Annotated in this window: 20 protein-coding genes; 3 read left to right on the top strand and 17 right to left on the bottom strand. The window is 39.4% G+C overall.

Annotated elements, in window-relative coordinates:
- Positions 1 to 27: 27 nt before the first annotated feature.
- The 15 genes from IAR63_RS02455 to IAR63_RS02520 all read right to left on the bottom strand — a co-directional run bounded on the left by IAR63_RS02455 (position 28) and on the right by IAR63_RS02520 (position 9136).
- Positions 28 to 720 (bottom strand): IS1 family transposase, encoded by a 693-nt coding sequence (locus tag IAR63_RS02455; protein WP_187706165.1) that lies wholly within the window; start codon positions 718 to 720, stop codon positions 28 to 30.
- Between the two features lie 11 nt (positions 721 to 731).
- The gene (locus tag IAR63_RS02460) at positions 732 to 953 is read right to left on the bottom strand and encodes a hypothetical protein (protein ID WP_187706457.1); all 222 of its coding nucleotides are present in this window, start codon (positions 951 to 953) and stop codon (positions 732 to 734) included.
- Positions 950 to 2095: a dTDP-4-amino-4,6-dideoxygalactose transaminase gene (rffA, locus tag IAR63_RS02465; protein WP_187706458.1), complete on the bottom strand. Its 1146-nt coding sequence runs from the start codon at positions 2093 to 2095 to the stop codon at positions 950 to 952. The genes IAR63_RS02460 and rffA overlap by 4 nt, the downstream gene beginning before the upstream one ends.
- Positions 2096 to 2105: 10 nt before the next feature.
- Positions 2106 to 2291, bottom strand: a complete 186-nt coding sequence (locus tag IAR63_RS18155) for a hypothetical protein (protein WP_223007688.1) — start codon at positions 2289 to 2291, stop codon at positions 2106 to 2108.
- 82 nt (positions 2292 to 2373) lie between these two features.
- Positions 2374 to 2976 (bottom strand): class I SAM-dependent methyltransferase, encoded by a 603-nt coding sequence (locus tag IAR63_RS02470; RefSeq protein WP_223007690.1) that lies wholly within the window; start codon positions 2974 to 2976, stop codon positions 2374 to 2376.
- A 23-nt stretch (positions 2977 to 2999) separates the two neighbouring features.
- Positions 3000 to 3362 carry an EamA family transporter gene (locus IAR63_RS02475; protein WP_187706459.1) on the bottom strand — a complete coding sequence of 121 codons (363 nt, stop codon included), beginning with the start codon at positions 3360 to 3362 and terminating at the stop codon, positions 3000 to 3002.
- Positions 3363 to 3414: 52 nt separating this feature from the next.
- Entirely contained in the window at positions 3415 to 3864 is a 450-nt protein-coding gene (locus IAR63_RS02480; RefSeq protein WP_187706460.1) for a hypothetical protein, read from the bottom strand.
- An 11-nt stretch (positions 3865 to 3875) separates the two neighbouring features.
- Complete coding sequence (locus IAR63_RS02485) at positions 3876 to 4112, bottom strand: methyltransferase domain-containing protein (RefSeq protein ID WP_187706461.1); 237 nt, start codon at positions 4110 to 4112, stop codon at positions 3876 to 3878.
- On the bottom strand, positions 4109 to 4924 hold the full coding sequence (locus IAR63_RS02490; RefSeq protein WP_223007692.1) for a phytanoyl-CoA dioxygenase family protein: 816 nt from the start codon (positions 4922 to 4924) through the stop codon (positions 4109 to 4111). The genes IAR63_RS02485 and IAR63_RS02490 overlap by 4 nt, the downstream gene beginning before the upstream one ends.
- Positions 4917 to 5858, bottom strand: coding sequence for a glycoside hydrolase family protein (locus tag IAR63_RS02495; protein ID WP_187706462.1), 942 nt, complete (start codon positions 5856 to 5858; stop codon positions 4917 to 4919). Before IAR63_RS02495 ends, IAR63_RS02490 begins: the two co-directional genes overlap by 8 nt.
- 11 nt (positions 5859 to 5869) lie before the next feature.
- A complete protein-coding gene (locus IAR63_RS02500) occupies positions 5870 to 6529 on the bottom strand; it encodes an acetyltransferase (protein ID WP_187706463.1) in 660 nt (219 codons plus the stop codon).
- Between the two features lie 24 nt (positions 6530 to 6553).
- The gene (locus tag IAR63_RS02505; protein WP_223007693.1) at positions 6554 to 7153 is read right to left on the bottom strand and encodes a class I SAM-dependent methyltransferase; all 600 of its coding nucleotides are present in this window, start codon (positions 7151 to 7153) and stop codon (positions 6554 to 6556) included.
- 51 nt (positions 7154 to 7204) lie between these two features.
- Positions 7205 to 8128, bottom strand: coding sequence for a glycosyltransferase family 2 protein (locus IAR63_RS02510; RefSeq protein ID WP_187706465.1), 924 nt, complete (start codon positions 8126 to 8128; stop codon positions 7205 to 7207).
- A gap of 1 nt (position 8129) precedes the next feature.
- Positions 8130 to 8822 (bottom strand): WbqC family protein, encoded by a 693-nt coding sequence (locus IAR63_RS02515; protein ID WP_187706466.1) that lies wholly within the window; start codon positions 8820 to 8822, stop codon positions 8130 to 8132.
- Positions 8823 to 8881: 59 nt separating this feature from the next.
- Positions 8882 to 9136 (bottom strand): glycosyltransferase, encoded by a 255-nt coding sequence (locus IAR63_RS02520; RefSeq protein ID WP_187706467.1) that lies wholly within the window; start codon positions 9134 to 9136, stop codon positions 8882 to 8884.
- A 95-nt stretch (positions 9137 to 9231) separates the two neighbouring features.
- Between IAR63_RS02520 and IAR63_RS02525 the strand changes: the two genes are divergently transcribed.
- The gene (locus IAR63_RS02525; protein ID WP_187706468.1) at positions 9232 to 9423 is read left to right on the top strand and encodes a hypothetical protein; all 192 of its coding nucleotides are present in this window, start codon (positions 9232 to 9234) and stop codon (positions 9421 to 9423) included.
- A 640-nt stretch (positions 9424 to 10063) separates the two neighbouring features.
- On the opposite strand, the gene IAR63_RS02530 is transcribed toward IAR63_RS02525, so the two are convergent.
- Together IAR63_RS02530 and IAR63_RS02535 are read right to left on the bottom strand one after the other, a co-directional pair.
- Complete coding sequence (locus IAR63_RS02530) at positions 10064 to 10723, bottom strand: hypothetical protein (protein ID WP_187706469.1); 660 nt, start codon at positions 10721 to 10723, stop codon at positions 10064 to 10066.
- Between the two features lie 209 nt (positions 10724 to 10932).
- Positions 10933 to 12366, bottom strand: coding sequence for an FAD-dependent oxidoreductase (locus IAR63_RS02535; RefSeq protein WP_187706470.1), 1434 nt, complete (start codon positions 12364 to 12366; stop codon positions 10933 to 10935).
- 1206 nt (positions 12367 to 13572) lie between these two features.
- On the opposite strand from IAR63_RS02535, the gene IAR63_RS02540 reads away from it, so the two are divergent.
- Positions 13573 to 13932 carry a helix-turn-helix domain-containing protein gene (locus tag IAR63_RS02540; RefSeq protein ID WP_187706471.1) on the top strand — a complete coding sequence of 120 codons (360 nt, stop codon included), beginning with the start codon at positions 13573 to 13575 and terminating at the stop codon, positions 13930 to 13932.
- Positions 13933 to 14012: 80 nt separating this feature from the next.
- The gene (locus IAR63_RS02545) at positions 14013 to 14516 is read left to right on the top strand and encodes an IS630 family transposase (RefSeq protein ID WP_187706472.1); all 504 of its coding nucleotides are present in this window, start codon (positions 14013 to 14015) and stop codon (positions 14514 to 14516) included.
- Positions 14517 to 14540: the final 24 nt, after the last annotated feature.

Here is a 14540-nt window from a genome sequence, read left to right on the forward strand (position 1 = left end):
TCCGGCGTTGCATATTTGCGGGATGAATCAACTAAACGCGGGTATTACTTCATACTTTAAATAGTGAAGTAATAATTTAATTGAATACCTAAGCATATCTACAGATTTTGAATAGCATAGCGTTTTTCTATGTAGTCGCGCTAAGTAGTGACGTAAACGTGTATTTTCACCCTCTACCCTAGTCATATATGTTTTGCTCACAATATGATCCTCTGGCTGAATAAAACTCGGATAAACCCTCCACCCATCAGTAACATAAAAAAAGCATTGCCAGAGTTTAACGATGTCCCACAAAGGTTGAAATGCTTGTGAGCTGTGGTCTCCCACAACCCAAGCCAGGATATTTTTACGGAAGTGATTTACTGCTGTCCACAACCATATTTTGTTTTTTTTTGATCCCACAAAGGTCTCCAACTCATCAAGCTCACCTACCAAGGGTGTTTCCTCAACTGGTGGAGCATCTGGAAGTATGGAACCAATTTGTTTTAGCCAGTAAATAATAGTTGTATGATGAACGCCTTTATCGCGTTCAATTGCTCTAAATCCCATACCGTTAATATAAGAGCGCAGGCAACTTTGTTTAACTTCTTCTGAATAACCTTTAGGTGGACTATAGACATCGATAAATTGACGACCACAATCAACACAAATGTGATTTTGTTTACCTCGACGTTTGCCATTCTTTCTGATTTTGGAAGACCCGCAGTTTGGACAATGCACAGTAGATTACCTCAATTCATACCTCTATTATGCAACGCCAAAATTCCTAAAACTTGACGAGTAATATCTGGTTCCCAAACTCGAAAGTGTAAAAAAAGTAGTCCGCTGAATAGAATGTAAGCTGTAAACAGCAATGCTAATTCACTGACTAATTTGCTCCCTACAACGAACTGCTTTCTATCTAAGGTCTGTATTTCCGACATAAAGGTATCTGTTATTTTATTTAAGGTCATAGTAGCTTGTTGCAAAGAAACCTATTAACACTTTCAACAGTGGCTTCAATTTGTGAGAATTCTAGTTGGGGAAACATAGGCAATCTTAACAGACAATCCGAAAGATGATTGGTATTTTCCATGGAACCGTGAACTTTTGTTAGGCGATGACCTGCTGGAGAACTATGTAGCGGAACATAATGAAACACCGCATTAATCCCCTGAGATTTTAGCATCTTAATTAGTTGGGTACGAGTTTCTAAATCCTCCACAAGAATATAATACATGTGTCCGTTGTGCTGGCAATGGTCAGGAACAATTGGACGACGCAATTTACCAGCTTTTTCTAATGGCTCTAGCAGTTGATGATAATATCCCCACACTTTTAAACGACTTTTAATAATCTCTTTTGCTTCCTCAAATTGAGCATATAAAAAAGCAGCAATTAATTCTCCAGGTAGGTAGCTAGAACCTTTATCTATCCATGTGTATTTATCAACCTCTCCTCTAAAAAACTGGCTACGGTTTGTTCCTTTTTCTCTGATGATTTCCGCTTCCTCTATAAACCTGGGGTTATTAATCACTAATGCACCCCCTTCACCAGAAATAATATTTTTGGTTTCATGAAAACTAAAACAACCCAAATCCCCAAAACTACCCAAGGGTTTGCCTTTGTAATATGCTAGCAATCCCTGGGCCGCATCTTCAATTAAGAGTAGGTTATTCTTGGTGGCAATTGACTTCAGGGTATCCATTTCACAACCCACTCCCGCATAATGCACGGGTACAATGGCACGGGTACGAGGGGTGATTGCTGCTTCTACTAAAGTTTCATCTAAATTGAGAGTGTCATACCTAATATCAACAAATACCGGCACTGCTCCTCTGAGTACAAAAGCATTAGCTGTGGAAACAAAGGTATAACTGGGCATAATCACCTCATCCCCTGGTTCCAGTTCGCCTAAAATGGCTGACATTTCTAATGCAGCAGTACAAGAATGAGTTAACAGAGCTTTATGACAGTTGGTCTGATTTTCTAACCAACGATGGCATTTTTGTGTAAATTGACCATCTCCAGCAAGTTGTCCTGCGTGGTGAGCTTGGCTGATGTACCAAAGCTCTTTTCCAGTCATATAGGGTTTGTTAAAAGGTATTTTATTCATATTCTTTTGTTTATGATTTATGGGCAATAATCAATAAAGAACCACCCAGGGGTAGGGAAATGCCCAGTTTAATCAACCACCGCTCTGCATCCAAAATTTTTTCTAGCAGGTAATTTAAGGTGCTACTGATTTTGAATTCGCTGATTGGGTCATAATTCTGGGGATGATGGCGGTTTTTGACCCGAGAAATGAGCATTAAGGGGAGCAGTAAGGATACAAATGATGTGGCTTTAACTACTTTAAAACCCGCCTTTTGCAGTTTATAGATTAAGTTTTGCCTAACATACCGCCGAAAATGATGAGCATGGGTATCCGATGGACTCCATAACCAAGGATGCTGGGGAACCGTCAGTATTATACCCCCCCCCATTTCGGGTCGCAACGTACATTTGTCTAATTACGTCTTCATCTTGTTGAATGTGTTCAATAACATCAAAGGCTCCAATAATATCAAATTCATTGGTGAAGGGTATATTACGGGCATCCATTTGAAAAAGATTAGTTTTGCATAGGCGCTCAGTTGCAAACTTGAGTCCTTCAGTAAATATTTCACTGCCAGAGGTAGTGAGATGAGGGAGGTGTTTTTCAATTCCTTGAAGGACAAAGCCAGTTCCGCAACCGATTTCTAGGAAGGTTTGAGCGTGAGGGAAGTAGTGTTGGATGGCATAAATTATTATGCGATTGCGAGAACGAAACCAGAAGTTTTTGGCCTCTAGTTTTGCCAGTTGGGGGAAAAATTCGGCATCAAATCCTTCACTTTCGGTTGCTAGGTCTGGTGCAAAGGTTATATTTCCTCCTATGGTTACAGGGGTATAGTTACATACGGGACAATGCCAGTCTTGGCTTTCAAATTGGCTATTGCAGTTTAAGCATTTTTTCATTTAAGTTAATAGTTTTTTTAATTTTATCCCCGACTACCAAAAATAATACCTAAAACTATAAAACCCATGCCAATACTTTTTGCCATGGTAATAGGTTCTTTAAAGAAGATATTGCTTAAAATTAACACGAGTACAAAAGCTAGGCTCATAAATGGGTAAGCATAGCTGAGTTGAAATTTGGTCATGGCAGCAATCCAGCTAAGAGCAGCAATGAAGGCACAAGCAAAGCCGCTAATTACCCAGGGATTGAGTAATAGTTTGATTAAGTATTGTAGTTTTTCCGTGTTTTCTTGAGGAAATGCTCCAGCCAGTTGCACTTGCCATTTAATGACAATTTGTCCGTAAACTGTGAACAGAATGGTAAAGAGTATGTAAATATGATTCATGTAAAATGACCGTTACACTTAAATTATTGTTTCGTTGCTTCTACGTAAATAATTAACGACTTTTTGTTTTTTTATTACACTTTTGTAGAAGATGAAACGGATACATAGTGAGTTCATTGAGTACTAATCCCAAAATATTTGGAAAGTTAGTTTTGAGGAAAACATTGCGATTACCGGATCTTTGAGTTCTTGCAAGCATTGTCTGGGATTTTAGTTTACTTTCGGCTCGTGATACAAGCAGCTCTGAAACAGGATACAAAATGTTTGATATGGGATAAGTTAGTCCGGCTAAGTCTTTAATAGCAAAACCAAAAGATGATAGTTTTTGCCTGATCTCAGCAAATGTATACCTTCTGTAATGTCCTGCTATTTCATCCTCACAACCCCAGTAATCTGGGCATGATGGAACAAGCAAAATCGCCGTACCTTTCTCATCGAGAATATTTCTTGTGGTTATAAAATAACTAGACTCTTCCTCAGTATTTAAATGCTCTAGTACCATGCAAGAGATAATTAGATCAAACTTAGATACATTTGTGATATTAAAGCATTAAGTCTTTCACAATGTTCAAGAGATTGCGGATTTATATCACATCCCATTCCAGTCCACCCTAAATCTAAAAGTATTTTGGATATAAACCCCTTGCCACAACCTACTTCTAAAAAATGGCCTGGTTTAATGATCTTTAGTCTTTCTTTTAAATAAAGATGTTGCAGTATAGTTCCCGGTGGTAAAACTGGTAATTTCATATTTTTCCTTCCCTACTTATCAAATATTGATCTATTCCACTGGGTACTTGAAACTTATACCCCAAAATTTCACGCTGATGATCATTTGCTTGAAAGTCGATACCAAGAACATTAGGGATGTTAATTTGTTGTTTTAAGTAAGGTATAGTAAAAACGTGATTAATTGCTCTTCGTGCTTTTGAAGCATTATTAATGCCCCCCCTATGAAACAGCATACAGTCGATAACAATAAAGCTACCTGCTGCTGCGGCAACTGTTATGCTGTGATTATTAATATAAGTATCTGAAGGAAATTTTTCAGACTTATGGCTGCATGGTATTACCTGCGTTGCACCATTCAACTCAGTGAACTCATCAACGCAAAAAAGGGCATTAATAGCTAAAGGTCTGGAACTGGTAAAATGTTGATAAGGTAAGTCTCGATGGTAGGCATCCTGGTTATAACGTTTGCCAGGGGGATTAATGATTGCATTCTGCTGATTTAAGTAAAACTTACCTTTTATTAAGGATTGAACTAATCTGGTAATAATTGGGTTTAACGCCATGTCAAGAAATAGTTTATCAAAAGCAAGGGGTAACCTGACACCATTAAACTCATCTATTTTTTCGAGAAAAGACTTTCCATATTTTTCTACATAAGAAGAGTGAACATGGTCAAAACAGTGAGCAATTTCCTCCAGTTTACGTGAGGAATATCCAGAATCAATGACTGTATAGCCAAGATGATTGATTTCCTCTGCTGCTAACTCGATAAGATCATTATCGTTAATCTGATGTTGCTCTAAAACACCATAGTAATTTAGTCTAGACATTCGTATTATGTTCCTCAAGAATTGCTATGCCAAAACCTGTTTTACCGTAGCCGTTACCATTATAAAGCATATAATATTCCCCTTTGTGGTTAAATACAAAAGGATATTCAATCATTTCTGAATCCCAACCTTCAGTAGAAATACTGATTCCAGATGATTCTAAGGCTAGTTCCCACCTCGCACCATCTTGACTAAAAGCATAACCAATACGGTATTTTTCTCCCCTACCACTTCTATAAGAAAACCACATTTGATAGCCTTTTTGTGAATTTCCAATTACAGTTGGTCTGGAAAAAGCTTGTGCTTTGTTAATTTCATAAGGAACACACAATCCTTGACGCTGCCAATTATGACCATCTGTAGAAAACGCATAATTAATTACGTGTAACATTTCCCCGTTACCTGCATCCCAATTTACGGTTGAACCATACCACATCTTATACCCTTCAACGTCATCTTTTAGAACCCAAGGATAGGATAAGCTAATAGGATCAAGCTTGTCCACACCCAAAAAAGGTGTCTCTCTGTCCAATTGTAATGTCAAATCTGGATTGACAATCAGCCTTCCTATATCGCCTCTCCAGTGACTGTTACTGGGGTTTTGCCACCCCATAAATAACATATAAGTAATACCATCAACTTGATAACAGTTTCCGATACTTACACCATCTTGGTAAAAACTACCTTCACTGCCATGAACAAAGAAAGGATTGAAGTGCCTTTGGACAATTTTGCGTTTAACTATGTCAATATCTACGGCACCTACTGATGATCTATTTTTATTATCTCTACTACTAAAGAATATGCGGTATATATCTGCTTCTAGATGAACAGCTAAGGGATTGCCAGCATGAGAAACTAGTTTGCAATGATGAGTAGAACTGTCAGAAGCGTACAACAGACCTAGTTTTACCCATAAGATTTTTTTCGTCATATTTTAATTGTCTATATTTTAATTCTCTTACTAGGCACTTTGGAACGCTCAGCAGCTGTACCCATGTAAACACCTTCAGATTCCGCGTTAGACAGAACCAAAGAACCTGCACCAATTACACATTTATCTCCAATATTAATGTGGTCTCTAATTGTTGCATTAACTCCAATAAAACAATTTTTACCAATGTTAACTCCACCGGAAATTACCACATGGGAGGTAATAAAGCAATTGTCACCAATTGTGGCATGATGCCCAATATGATTACCGCTCCACAGGGTGACATTATTACCAATCTTAACAAAAGGTTGAATAGTATTGTCCTCCAAAATAAAGCAGTTTTCGCCAATTGACAGATCTGGCCAGGTTGTCGCTTTGGAACTAACATAACTAATTAGCTCATAACCTTTTGCTTTTGCAGTCTCGTACTTTGCTGCTCTGACTGCATTGATTTTAGTGTAGCTAATCGCTATGAACATGGCAAATTTTTCAGGAGAATATAGTTCTTCTATGTCCTCAAAAGGTACTACTGGCAGGCCACAAAAGACTGACGTGGAAAGGTAATCCCGATCAACCGTAAAAGCCTCTACTGTATAATCACTATCATGAGTTAAGTAGAAGTGTGAGACCTGTGCGAGGTCACCAGCACCAAAAATAATTACAGGTTTCATAAACTTAGATATCAACAACTCCTATTATTGTTTTCTCACAATCACAGTAAACTCATATAGATTGTAGTCATGTAAAATGGCTACGTTTTTAGAGAAGTTAGTTTTACAGTAGTCGAATAAAAAACAAGGATCTTCATAATATAAATTGGGGCGCATCTTGTCAGCATCAGAGTATCTAGTTAAAATGTTAAATGCGAAACCATATTGACTTAAAGTAAATAAATCTTCCAAAGTGGAAAGGATATAGTCCTGCCATTCTTTATCAGTTGTACTATTTTTGACGTTAAATATCCCACTAGCTACTGTGTAATCTGAAATTGGCAAATCAGATCTGGTCCCAGAAAAAAGCACATTGGGATAATTATCATATAGTTGCTTAGCATATTCGAGCATTTCGGGCGATATGTCGTATCCAAAATAGCTAAAATCATATTTTTCACTGTTCATATAGTTTACTAATGCACCATATCCACAACCATAGTCGTTAATCGAAAAATGATCTTGACTATTACAAACTTTAAGTAACTGCTTAAATCTGAGCAACTGGGAATCTATGGAATTCCAATCAGCTCCCTGGGGGGAGGGTCCATAACTAATAAACTTTTCAGTGTAGTACCGTCCCACTTCTTTTATGATTGACTCAAAATTCATGATACGACATCCTGATATTTATGATTATTTTGATTCATAAACACTTCTCACAATAGTGTAAGGCCGTTGCTTTGTTTCAGAGAAAATTTTGGCTAGGTAAATTCCAATAATCCCTAAACAACAAATTGTCAACCCCCCAAGTAACCAAATCGAAACAATTAAGGAAGGCCAACCCGCTAGCAAAACATTAAAAAATATTCTCCGAATAAGTAAAGTAATGGCAGCTGTCCCTGATATGATCGAAATTACGCTCCCCAAGTAAAAAACAAAAATTAGTGGCTTATTACTGAAAGACGTGACAGAGTTTATAACTATAGAAAGTTTACGAAAAAAATTATAATTTGACTTGCCTTTGTAATGTTTTTGCACCATTAAAGGAACTTGCTCAAACCCTGTGATTGCCCAAAGACCAGCCAAAAATATTTCTCTTTCTCTATGCTCAAGTAGGGCTTTTACATAGCGTTGACTCATCAATCTAGCAGTAATCAAATTGGTTGGAACTGGATAACTAGATATTAAGTTGAAAAGACTATAAAATATGTTTCCTGTAACTTTTTCAAAAAAGGAACCCTTGCGAACTTTTTGCACGCCATATACTACATCAACATCCGACAGTCTATTATAATGTTCAAAAAACAACTCAAGTAATTCTGGTTCCTCTTCTAAATCAGAGTCGATTAGGAATATTAAATCCCCTTTTGCATAGGATAGACCCGTCATCATGGCTTTATGGTGTCCAAAATTCCGAGATAGATCTACCACTGTGACCCTTTTATCCTCTCTGTATAATTTAATGGCAATATCCAGTGAATCATCAGGAGAACCATCGTTGACGAAAATAATTTCGTATTCGGTAGTTAACTTGAGAGATTGTGTAGATATACGTTTGTAGAACTCAGTAATATAAGGGGATGAACAGTATAGGGTTGTGACAATTGACAAATACATATTAGCTAAAGGTATTCATGTATTTTTTAGCATTTTCCCCTTCATTAAAGATGAGGTCAATTACGCTTACACCATGTTCAAAAGGTGGAAACAGCTGATGGTATTCTGGGTAGTTGGAATAGTCGATGTAACTTAATTTGATATTTGAACTCTGAAACAAGTTAGCATCAATGTAGTCGCGAGCAGACGGACCAGAAATGTACTCCGTACCCCCCGCCTGCTCACATAGGGAAATTAACCTTTCAGTTTTACCCTCGACTATATCGTAGTCCATAGACCACGAAATTTTCGTCCTAACACCTAATATCTCACATATATTTACTATAAATTGGTAATTAATTTGGCTTAGATATATGTCCTGACAGTTCAGATATAAGCTCTCAAATGTGTTTTGATAAGTTTTAAAGTAGTTGCTACGAGTATAATTATAAGTGATGGACTTCCAGTGTTCATGTCTCCAATTTACGTCACTAACTTCAGTATCCTTAATTTTTTGGTAGTACTTACCTTTAACCTGCACTGGAATTGTTAACCAAGTTAAGCCTTTATTAGTTTTGATTTTATTACGATTGCGCCAATCTCTTTTTGTGTATTGCATATCGTCAAACAGAATAAATTCATCTACGGAATTTATCAAGTCAAAATAGCCCTTCCAAGGGATATAGTTGGATTGAACAATAGCAATCTTTTTCATAAGGAGGTTTTTTGAGCTTTTTAGTTTTGATAATAGCTTATGCAAGGTGACCGCATTTATTAACAAAAAGCCGGTCGCGTTTCCGTTAACAACGGAAATTTGTCCACTTGACAGCATTTTCTACCCCTCACCCTACTATCTTTTTGAGCCAATTCTAATATAATATCCCAAGAGCGATCGCCCCCACAATCTTCTACTAAAATAATTTCAAAGTCTTGGGTGATTTGCTCCAAGGAATGTTTTAACCTCTCATAGAGAACGCCAAGACATCCCTCAGCTTTATACACTGGAATAACAACAGATAAATGAGGCATTAGAAACCGTTATTTGTAATTTTGTAATTAGGGGTTTAAGGCGAAAACTTCATATAGAAGACCAACTCTGTTATGCAGAAATTTCGTAGTAGCTTATGCTAATAAAGGCGATCGCTGGCTGTGGGCATCACAGGTTAGATTATCCTTACCTGGAGACTGTCCCCGGCTGGGCAATAATTCGCCGACAAGTTCGCGCCTGGTTAAAAGCGGGAGTGATGGATGGTAAGCAGTTCCAACATCTGAGGGTACGCTACAGGGATATGAATAGTTACAAGGCATGGGTGTAGAATCTTTTGCTGGTAGTTCAAGGTCTAAAGCACTTGTCTTGCTGGTATAAGATTCTTCAGTTACTACAACTTTGATTCCTGCTAACTGACATTTATACAGCAGATTCTTCCGTTAGGAAGTACATCGTAGCCCCTCCAGAAAACTTGAAAGAGTTGAGGATAAATGGGTAATGAGGCGTGCGTGACAAGAAGCAGCAAATCATTGAGGAGCCGTCTGAAGGGAAACTTTCATGCACGGTTTTGAAGACTAACGGGGTTGGTGACTACCTCGTTGAGTTTAATCCCGGAAATGCCAATTAGGGTCTCAAGACTCCGAGTTAGTTAATATAACAACAGACCTCTGATGATTTCAAAGATTCAACTGCTTCATCCACCGCACGGTGTAACAGCGATCGCTCTCTACCAATTCCCCTGATTGATGCTTAGCAATAATCTCCTCAATAGCATCATCCACCGAATACTAGGGATTAATTTACATTTCCTTACAAACCTGATGGCTTAACATTACAGATTCCGATTACACATCAGGTCAACCGGTTTTGACCCCCCCCAAGAGCGTTGTTTATATGAATTTATTTTAAATCAAAAGGGCGATTGCGAAGCACTCCCTATGGGATATCGTTCCACCCACTGCTGCTAATTACCACCCTCGAGGTCTAAATTTATCGTCATTGAGAATGACTAAATTATCTCCCGACTGCCCAATTACAAATAATCCCTTCCGATAAGCATAACGAGAAACATCCAGTGGAATTACCATTCCCGCTACTGCTCCCAATACCCGGTAACTTTCATACCTGGGGAAGAAACGCTTGAATTTTGATAGTCTTTCTAAATGTTCATTCACATCATCTTCTGATACTTTACTTTTCGCTTCAATTAAAATAATATCAGAACTATTAATAACTAATAGGTCAATTTCTAATCCTTCTTTTCCCGTTTGGATATAAGTGTTGCTGGCTATTTCTTTGACCGCTATACCTCTTTCTTGAAATAATTTCACCGCTGCTGGACGCACCTGTGATTCGACGAACTCTCCCAGTCGATTGCCTAATTGACCAATTTGGTTATTAACCCTTTTGGATTCTTCACGTAAGAAACGGTCCGTTTCTTGGGACTGCTCGCGCAAGAGACGTTCTGTTTCTTGGAACTTCCGATCCGTTTCTTGGGACTGCTCACGCAAGAGACGTTCTGTTTCTTGGAACTTCCGATCTGTTTCTTGGAATTTCCGTTCCGTCTCTTTCTGAGACTCAATAAGTTCTCCCAGCAGTTTCCATACCTCATCAGCAGTAGTCGCCATATTATCCCGCTCCAATATACTCTTACACATCAGCTTAGCTGATTTCGACTCCGCTCAACCACAGGAGTTGTTTATATGAGTTTATTTTAAATCAAAATGGCGATTGCGAAGCACTCCCATAGGGAGCTCGCCAGTTAGGTTTCCAAACAATGCTTTTGTGTGCCACAAAGTTCCGAGTTAGTCAATATAACAACAGACCTCTGATGATTTCAAAGATTCAACTGCTTCATCCATCTCACAGTATAACAGCGATCGCTCTCCACCAATTCCCCTGATTGATACTTAGCAATAATCTCCTCAATAGCATCATCCACCGAATACTGAGGACTAAACCCCGTAGTCACCAACTTATCAGAATTTTGCCTGTAGGAGCGGGGGTCATTAGATTCAGTCACCACGATTTCCGCCAACACCCTTTTTTGCACCCGCTCCGCAATTTCCAAAATGGAAATATTCTCAAATCCCGCATTGTAGCAACCCGTTGGCAACTCAGGATGAGCTAAAAAATGGCGATAGACATTCACCATATCCTGAATGTGGATATTGGGTCGGGTCTGCTGACCCCCAAATACAGTTATCTTACCGTTCTTCAACGCCTGAAAAGTCAACATGTTCACACTTACATCCAATCTCATGCGAGGGGAAAACCCGCACACAGTAGCAGGTCGAATACAATGAACCTGAAAAGCATCCTGGTAACTTAACAACACCCTTTCCGCCACCATCTTGGTCTTGTTATACACCGAAATTGGCACCAATGGTAAATCCTCCGTTACCTGGGGTTCCTCCTTTACCCCATAAACACTCCCCGAACTGGCATACAAAAACTGCTTTACCCCCACCCGCACTGCTCTATCCGCCAACTGCTGAGCTGCTAACACATTTACCTCCCAGGACAGGGACGGGTTCAGATCCACACTAGGATCATTAGCAATATTCGCCAAATGAATAATTGTTTCTATCCCCTCTAAAGGAATAATGCGCACAGGCAAGTTAGGATTGCTTTTCAATGCCAACCGGTCAGACTGTAAACCGGCACAAACCACTAAAAACTTAGTAGACCAAGTGTGATGATCACTAATGATCTCCACACCAGAAGAATTGACTACCATATCCTTCACCGATTCACTTAGGAAAATTTCCGCACCTGCTTCCCGGATTTTTTCCCCATACCTAATAGCCACAGCCTTGTAATCCACAATACCAGTTTGAGGAACCCTAATTCCCCGTAAACCCACACAATGAGGTTCAACATCAGAAATTTCCTGGGAGGTTAACCACCGTATTCCATCTAAACCATTAGCTATTCCCCTATGGTAGAGCATTTCCAGTTGGGGGAGTTCTTTCTCGTTGGTGGCGACCACCACCTTACCGCAAATCTCATGGGGGATTCCTTCATCTTGGCAAAAGGTGAGGAGTTGGCGATAGCCTGCTATACAATTAAGAGCTTTTAGGGAACCGGGACGATAATAGAGACCGGAGTGAATGACACCGCTATTATTGCCAGTTTGATGTTTGGCCAGGGTGGATTCCTTTTCTAGGAGGACTAATCGGAGATCGGGACGGGATTGCAATATACGGAAGGCTGTAGCCAAACCGACAATACCACCTCCGACTATTAAGATGTCACAGGATTTGGTCATGGGGATAGCTATAGAATGAACCGCGATTTGGTTGAATTAATCCACGCCCGGAGACTGTCCGTGGGGGAGACCGGGAATCAATTCCCGGTCTCAAAGCTCAAGTCGGTTGAAAACCGACTGGTTTTGTCGTGGGTGATTATTGGTTATAGGTTAAAATTGAGACAGAAATCCCATGCCACTCGACTCTCGTAGCTGCGGGTGAGTCTGGTTGGTACGAACTGAGATCATGTAGACCGTCAAAGCTCTGCACCTTATGATTTGGCTTATATTTTATTTGGATAAGAGGTAGTTAATCACTCTATGGGATAATAATATCAGATTTGTTGCATAAGTCAAGAGGCTATGGTGATTAGTTTACATTTATTTACAAATCTGATGGCTTAACATTACAGATTCCGATTACACATAGGTCTAACTGGTTTCGACTCCCTCAACAGCGTTGTTTATATGAATTTATTTTAAATCAAAAGGGCGATTGCCAAGGAATGAACCGTGATTGTTTGAATTAACCCGCGCCTGGAGACTGTCTGTGGGGGAGACCAGGAATCAATTCCCGGTTTCAAGTGCGACCTGAAAAGGGTCTTTCTGTTACGGGGAGCCTACTCCCCCAGGGGATTCACAGCCCTTGCTCTCGTGTAAAAGACTCTGTTAAGAGTCCGGTCACGTCCCAGTACAGTAATGGATAAGGACGGAATGCAGACCACAAATGTAGCCAAAACTAGTAGTCTAAAACCGGTTAGGAGCTAGAGGGAATTCTTCCAAAGGTGAACCACGTGAATTATCGATAAAACTGCGTTATGGGAAGAATGTCCAAATTAGACTGATAGGACATAAGCGGTGTAGTTTAGGTGCTTTGAGATTGCCTAAACCTGTGAATAATAAAACCGCCGCAGGATAGATAGCACCCAAGGAAGAGTGTAACAACAGAAGGACCAACAGGGCAAGCCCTACAAGGTCTGGAGAATGTCGATAACTCCAGTAGGTCAAAGGTAACAATGACGGAACTCCTTGGAGGGTACAGGATGGGTGAGAAAGCGAATGTTGGAGGTAATGCTCCAAATAGGGGTTCAAGATTTGCCTCTGACCGAAAGGAATAGCAGAATTCACCTGGGTCTTACAGCAATTTTCATGTAGTTAAACTCCAAAATAAGATAAGCTATAATAAGGGTAATAAACTAAAATAGAGTAGAAGTGCTGTCAAATTATATGCCAAAACCTTATTCAATAGATTTGCGTAATCGCGTGATTGTAGCATGGGTTGCTCGAGAGGGATCTCAACGCCAGTTGGCAGAAAGATTCAAGGTCAGCTTATCATTTGTGAGAAATTTAGTACGTCGTTATCGTGAAACTGGGCAAGTTGAGCCAAAGCAATGTGGAGGATATGAAAAGCCTATAATTGCAGGCGAATATTTAAACATGATCAAGTCTTGGCTGGATGAGAAAAATGATTTACTACTTTCAGAATTGTGCGATCGCCTGAGAGAAACGACGGGCACTAGTGTTAGTATCACAACCATGCATCGAGCCTTAGAAAAGTTGGGTCTACGTCATAAAAAAAAAGTCTAAATGCCAGTGAACATCCACGTGTTCAAGAATTAAGGCATGATTATCGTCGTTGGGTAGATACAGTTGATATTAGAAATTTAGTGTTTTTAGATGAATCGGGGATAAATTTAGGGATGTCAAGGTTGTTTGCCAGAAGCCAAGATGGACAAAGAGCAATTGGTAGCGTACCAGGAAACAAGGGCAAAAATATTTCTCTGATTGGTGCTTTAAATATAGATGGAATTCTGGCAGCAATGACTGTAGAGGGAAGCACAAATACAGAAGTATTTGTCACTTATGTAAATCAGGTTTTAGTACCTCAATTATGGAAAGGGGCTATTGTTGTTATGGATAATTTAAAGGTTCATTATGCCGAGCGCGTGAGATTGTCAATTGAATCAGTCGGTGCAAAAGTTAAGTTTTTACCCCCCTATTCTCCAGACTTATCTCCGATAGAATTGTGTTGGTCAAAATTAAAGCAATTTCTCCGTAGTCGGGAGGCACGAACATTAGAAGCCCTAAATGAGGCCATGACAAGTGCAGTAAATTATATTACAGCAGAGGATGCGCTTAATTGGTTCAATCATTGTGGTTTATTTACATGAAAACCGCTGTAAAAGGGCGATTAG

Origin of the sequence: Cylindrospermopsis curvispora GIHE-G1 (assembly GCF_014489415.1) — a bacterium.
GTDB lineage: Bacteria > Cyanobacteriota > Cyanobacteriia > Cyanobacteriales > Nostocaceae > Raphidiopsis > Raphidiopsis curvispora_A.

What these genes read in the sequence shown, in the direction of transcription:
- IAR63_RS02460 (WP_187706457.1), bottom strand. Translation starts at nt 953, where the DNA reads ATGACCTTAAATAAAATAACAGATACCTTTATGTCGGAAATACAGACC.
- rffA (WP_187706458.1), bottom strand. Translation starts at nt 2,095, where the DNA reads ATGAATAAAATACCTTTTAACAAACCCTATATGACTGGAAAAGAGCTT.
- IAR63_RS18155 (WP_223007688.1), bottom strand. Translation starts at nt 2,291, where the DNA reads ATGCTCATTTCTCGGGTCAAAAACCGCCATCATCCCCAGAATTATGAC.
- IAR63_RS02470 (WP_223007690.1), bottom strand. Translation starts at nt 2,976, where the DNA reads ATGAAAAAATGCTTAAACTGCAATAGCCAATTTGAAAGCCAAGACTGG.
- IAR63_RS02475 (WP_187706459.1), bottom strand. Translation starts at nt 3,362, where the DNA reads ATGAATCATATTTACATACTCTTTACCATTCTGTTCACAGTTTACGGA.
- IAR63_RS02480 (WP_187706460.1), bottom strand. Translation starts at nt 3,864, where the DNA reads ATGGTACTAGAGCATTTAAATACTGAGGAAGAGTCTAGTTATTTTATA.
- IAR63_RS02485 (WP_187706461.1), bottom strand. Translation starts at nt 4,112, where the DNA reads ATGAAATTACCAGTTTTACCACCGGGAACTATACTGCAACATCTTTAT.
- IAR63_RS02490 (WP_223007692.1), bottom strand. Translation starts at nt 4,924, where the DNA reads ATGTCTAGACTAAATTACTATGGTGTTTTAGAGCAACATCAGATTAAC.
- IAR63_RS02495 (WP_187706462.1), bottom strand. Translation starts at nt 5,858, where the DNA reads ATGACGAAAAAAATCTTATGGGTAAAACTAGGTCTGTTGTACGCTTCT.
- IAR63_RS02500 (WP_187706463.1), bottom strand. Translation starts at nt 6,529, where the DNA reads ATGAAACCTGTAATTATTTTTGGTGCTGGTGACCTCGCACAGGTCTCA.
- IAR63_RS02510 (WP_187706465.1), bottom strand. Translation starts at nt 8,128, where the DNA reads ATGTATTTGTCAATTGTCACAACCCTATACTGTTCATCCCCTTATATT.
- IAR63_RS02515 (WP_187706466.1), bottom strand. Translation starts at nt 8,822, where the DNA reads ATGAAAAAGATTGCTATTGTTCAATCCAACTATATCCCTTGGAAGGGC.
- IAR63_RS02520 (WP_187706467.1), bottom strand. Translation starts at nt 9,136, where the DNA reads ATGCCTCATTTATCTGTTGTTATTCCAGTGTATAAAGCTGAGGGATGT.
- IAR63_RS02525 (WP_187706468.1), top strand. Translation starts at nt 9,232, where the DNA reads ATGCTAATAAAGGCGATCGCTGGCTGTGGGCATCACAGGTTAGATTAT.
- IAR63_RS02530 (WP_187706469.1), bottom strand. Translation starts at nt 10,723, where the DNA reads ATGGCGACTACTGCTGATGAGGTATGGAAACTGCTGGGAGAACTTATT.
- IAR63_RS02535 (WP_187706470.1), bottom strand. Translation starts at nt 12,366, where the DNA reads ATGACCAAATCCTGTGACATCTTAATAGTCGGAGGTGGTATTGTCGGT.
- IAR63_RS02540 (WP_187706471.1), top strand. Translation starts at nt 13,573, where the DNA reads ATGCCAAAACCTTATTCAATAGATTTGCGTAATCGCGTGATTGTAGCA.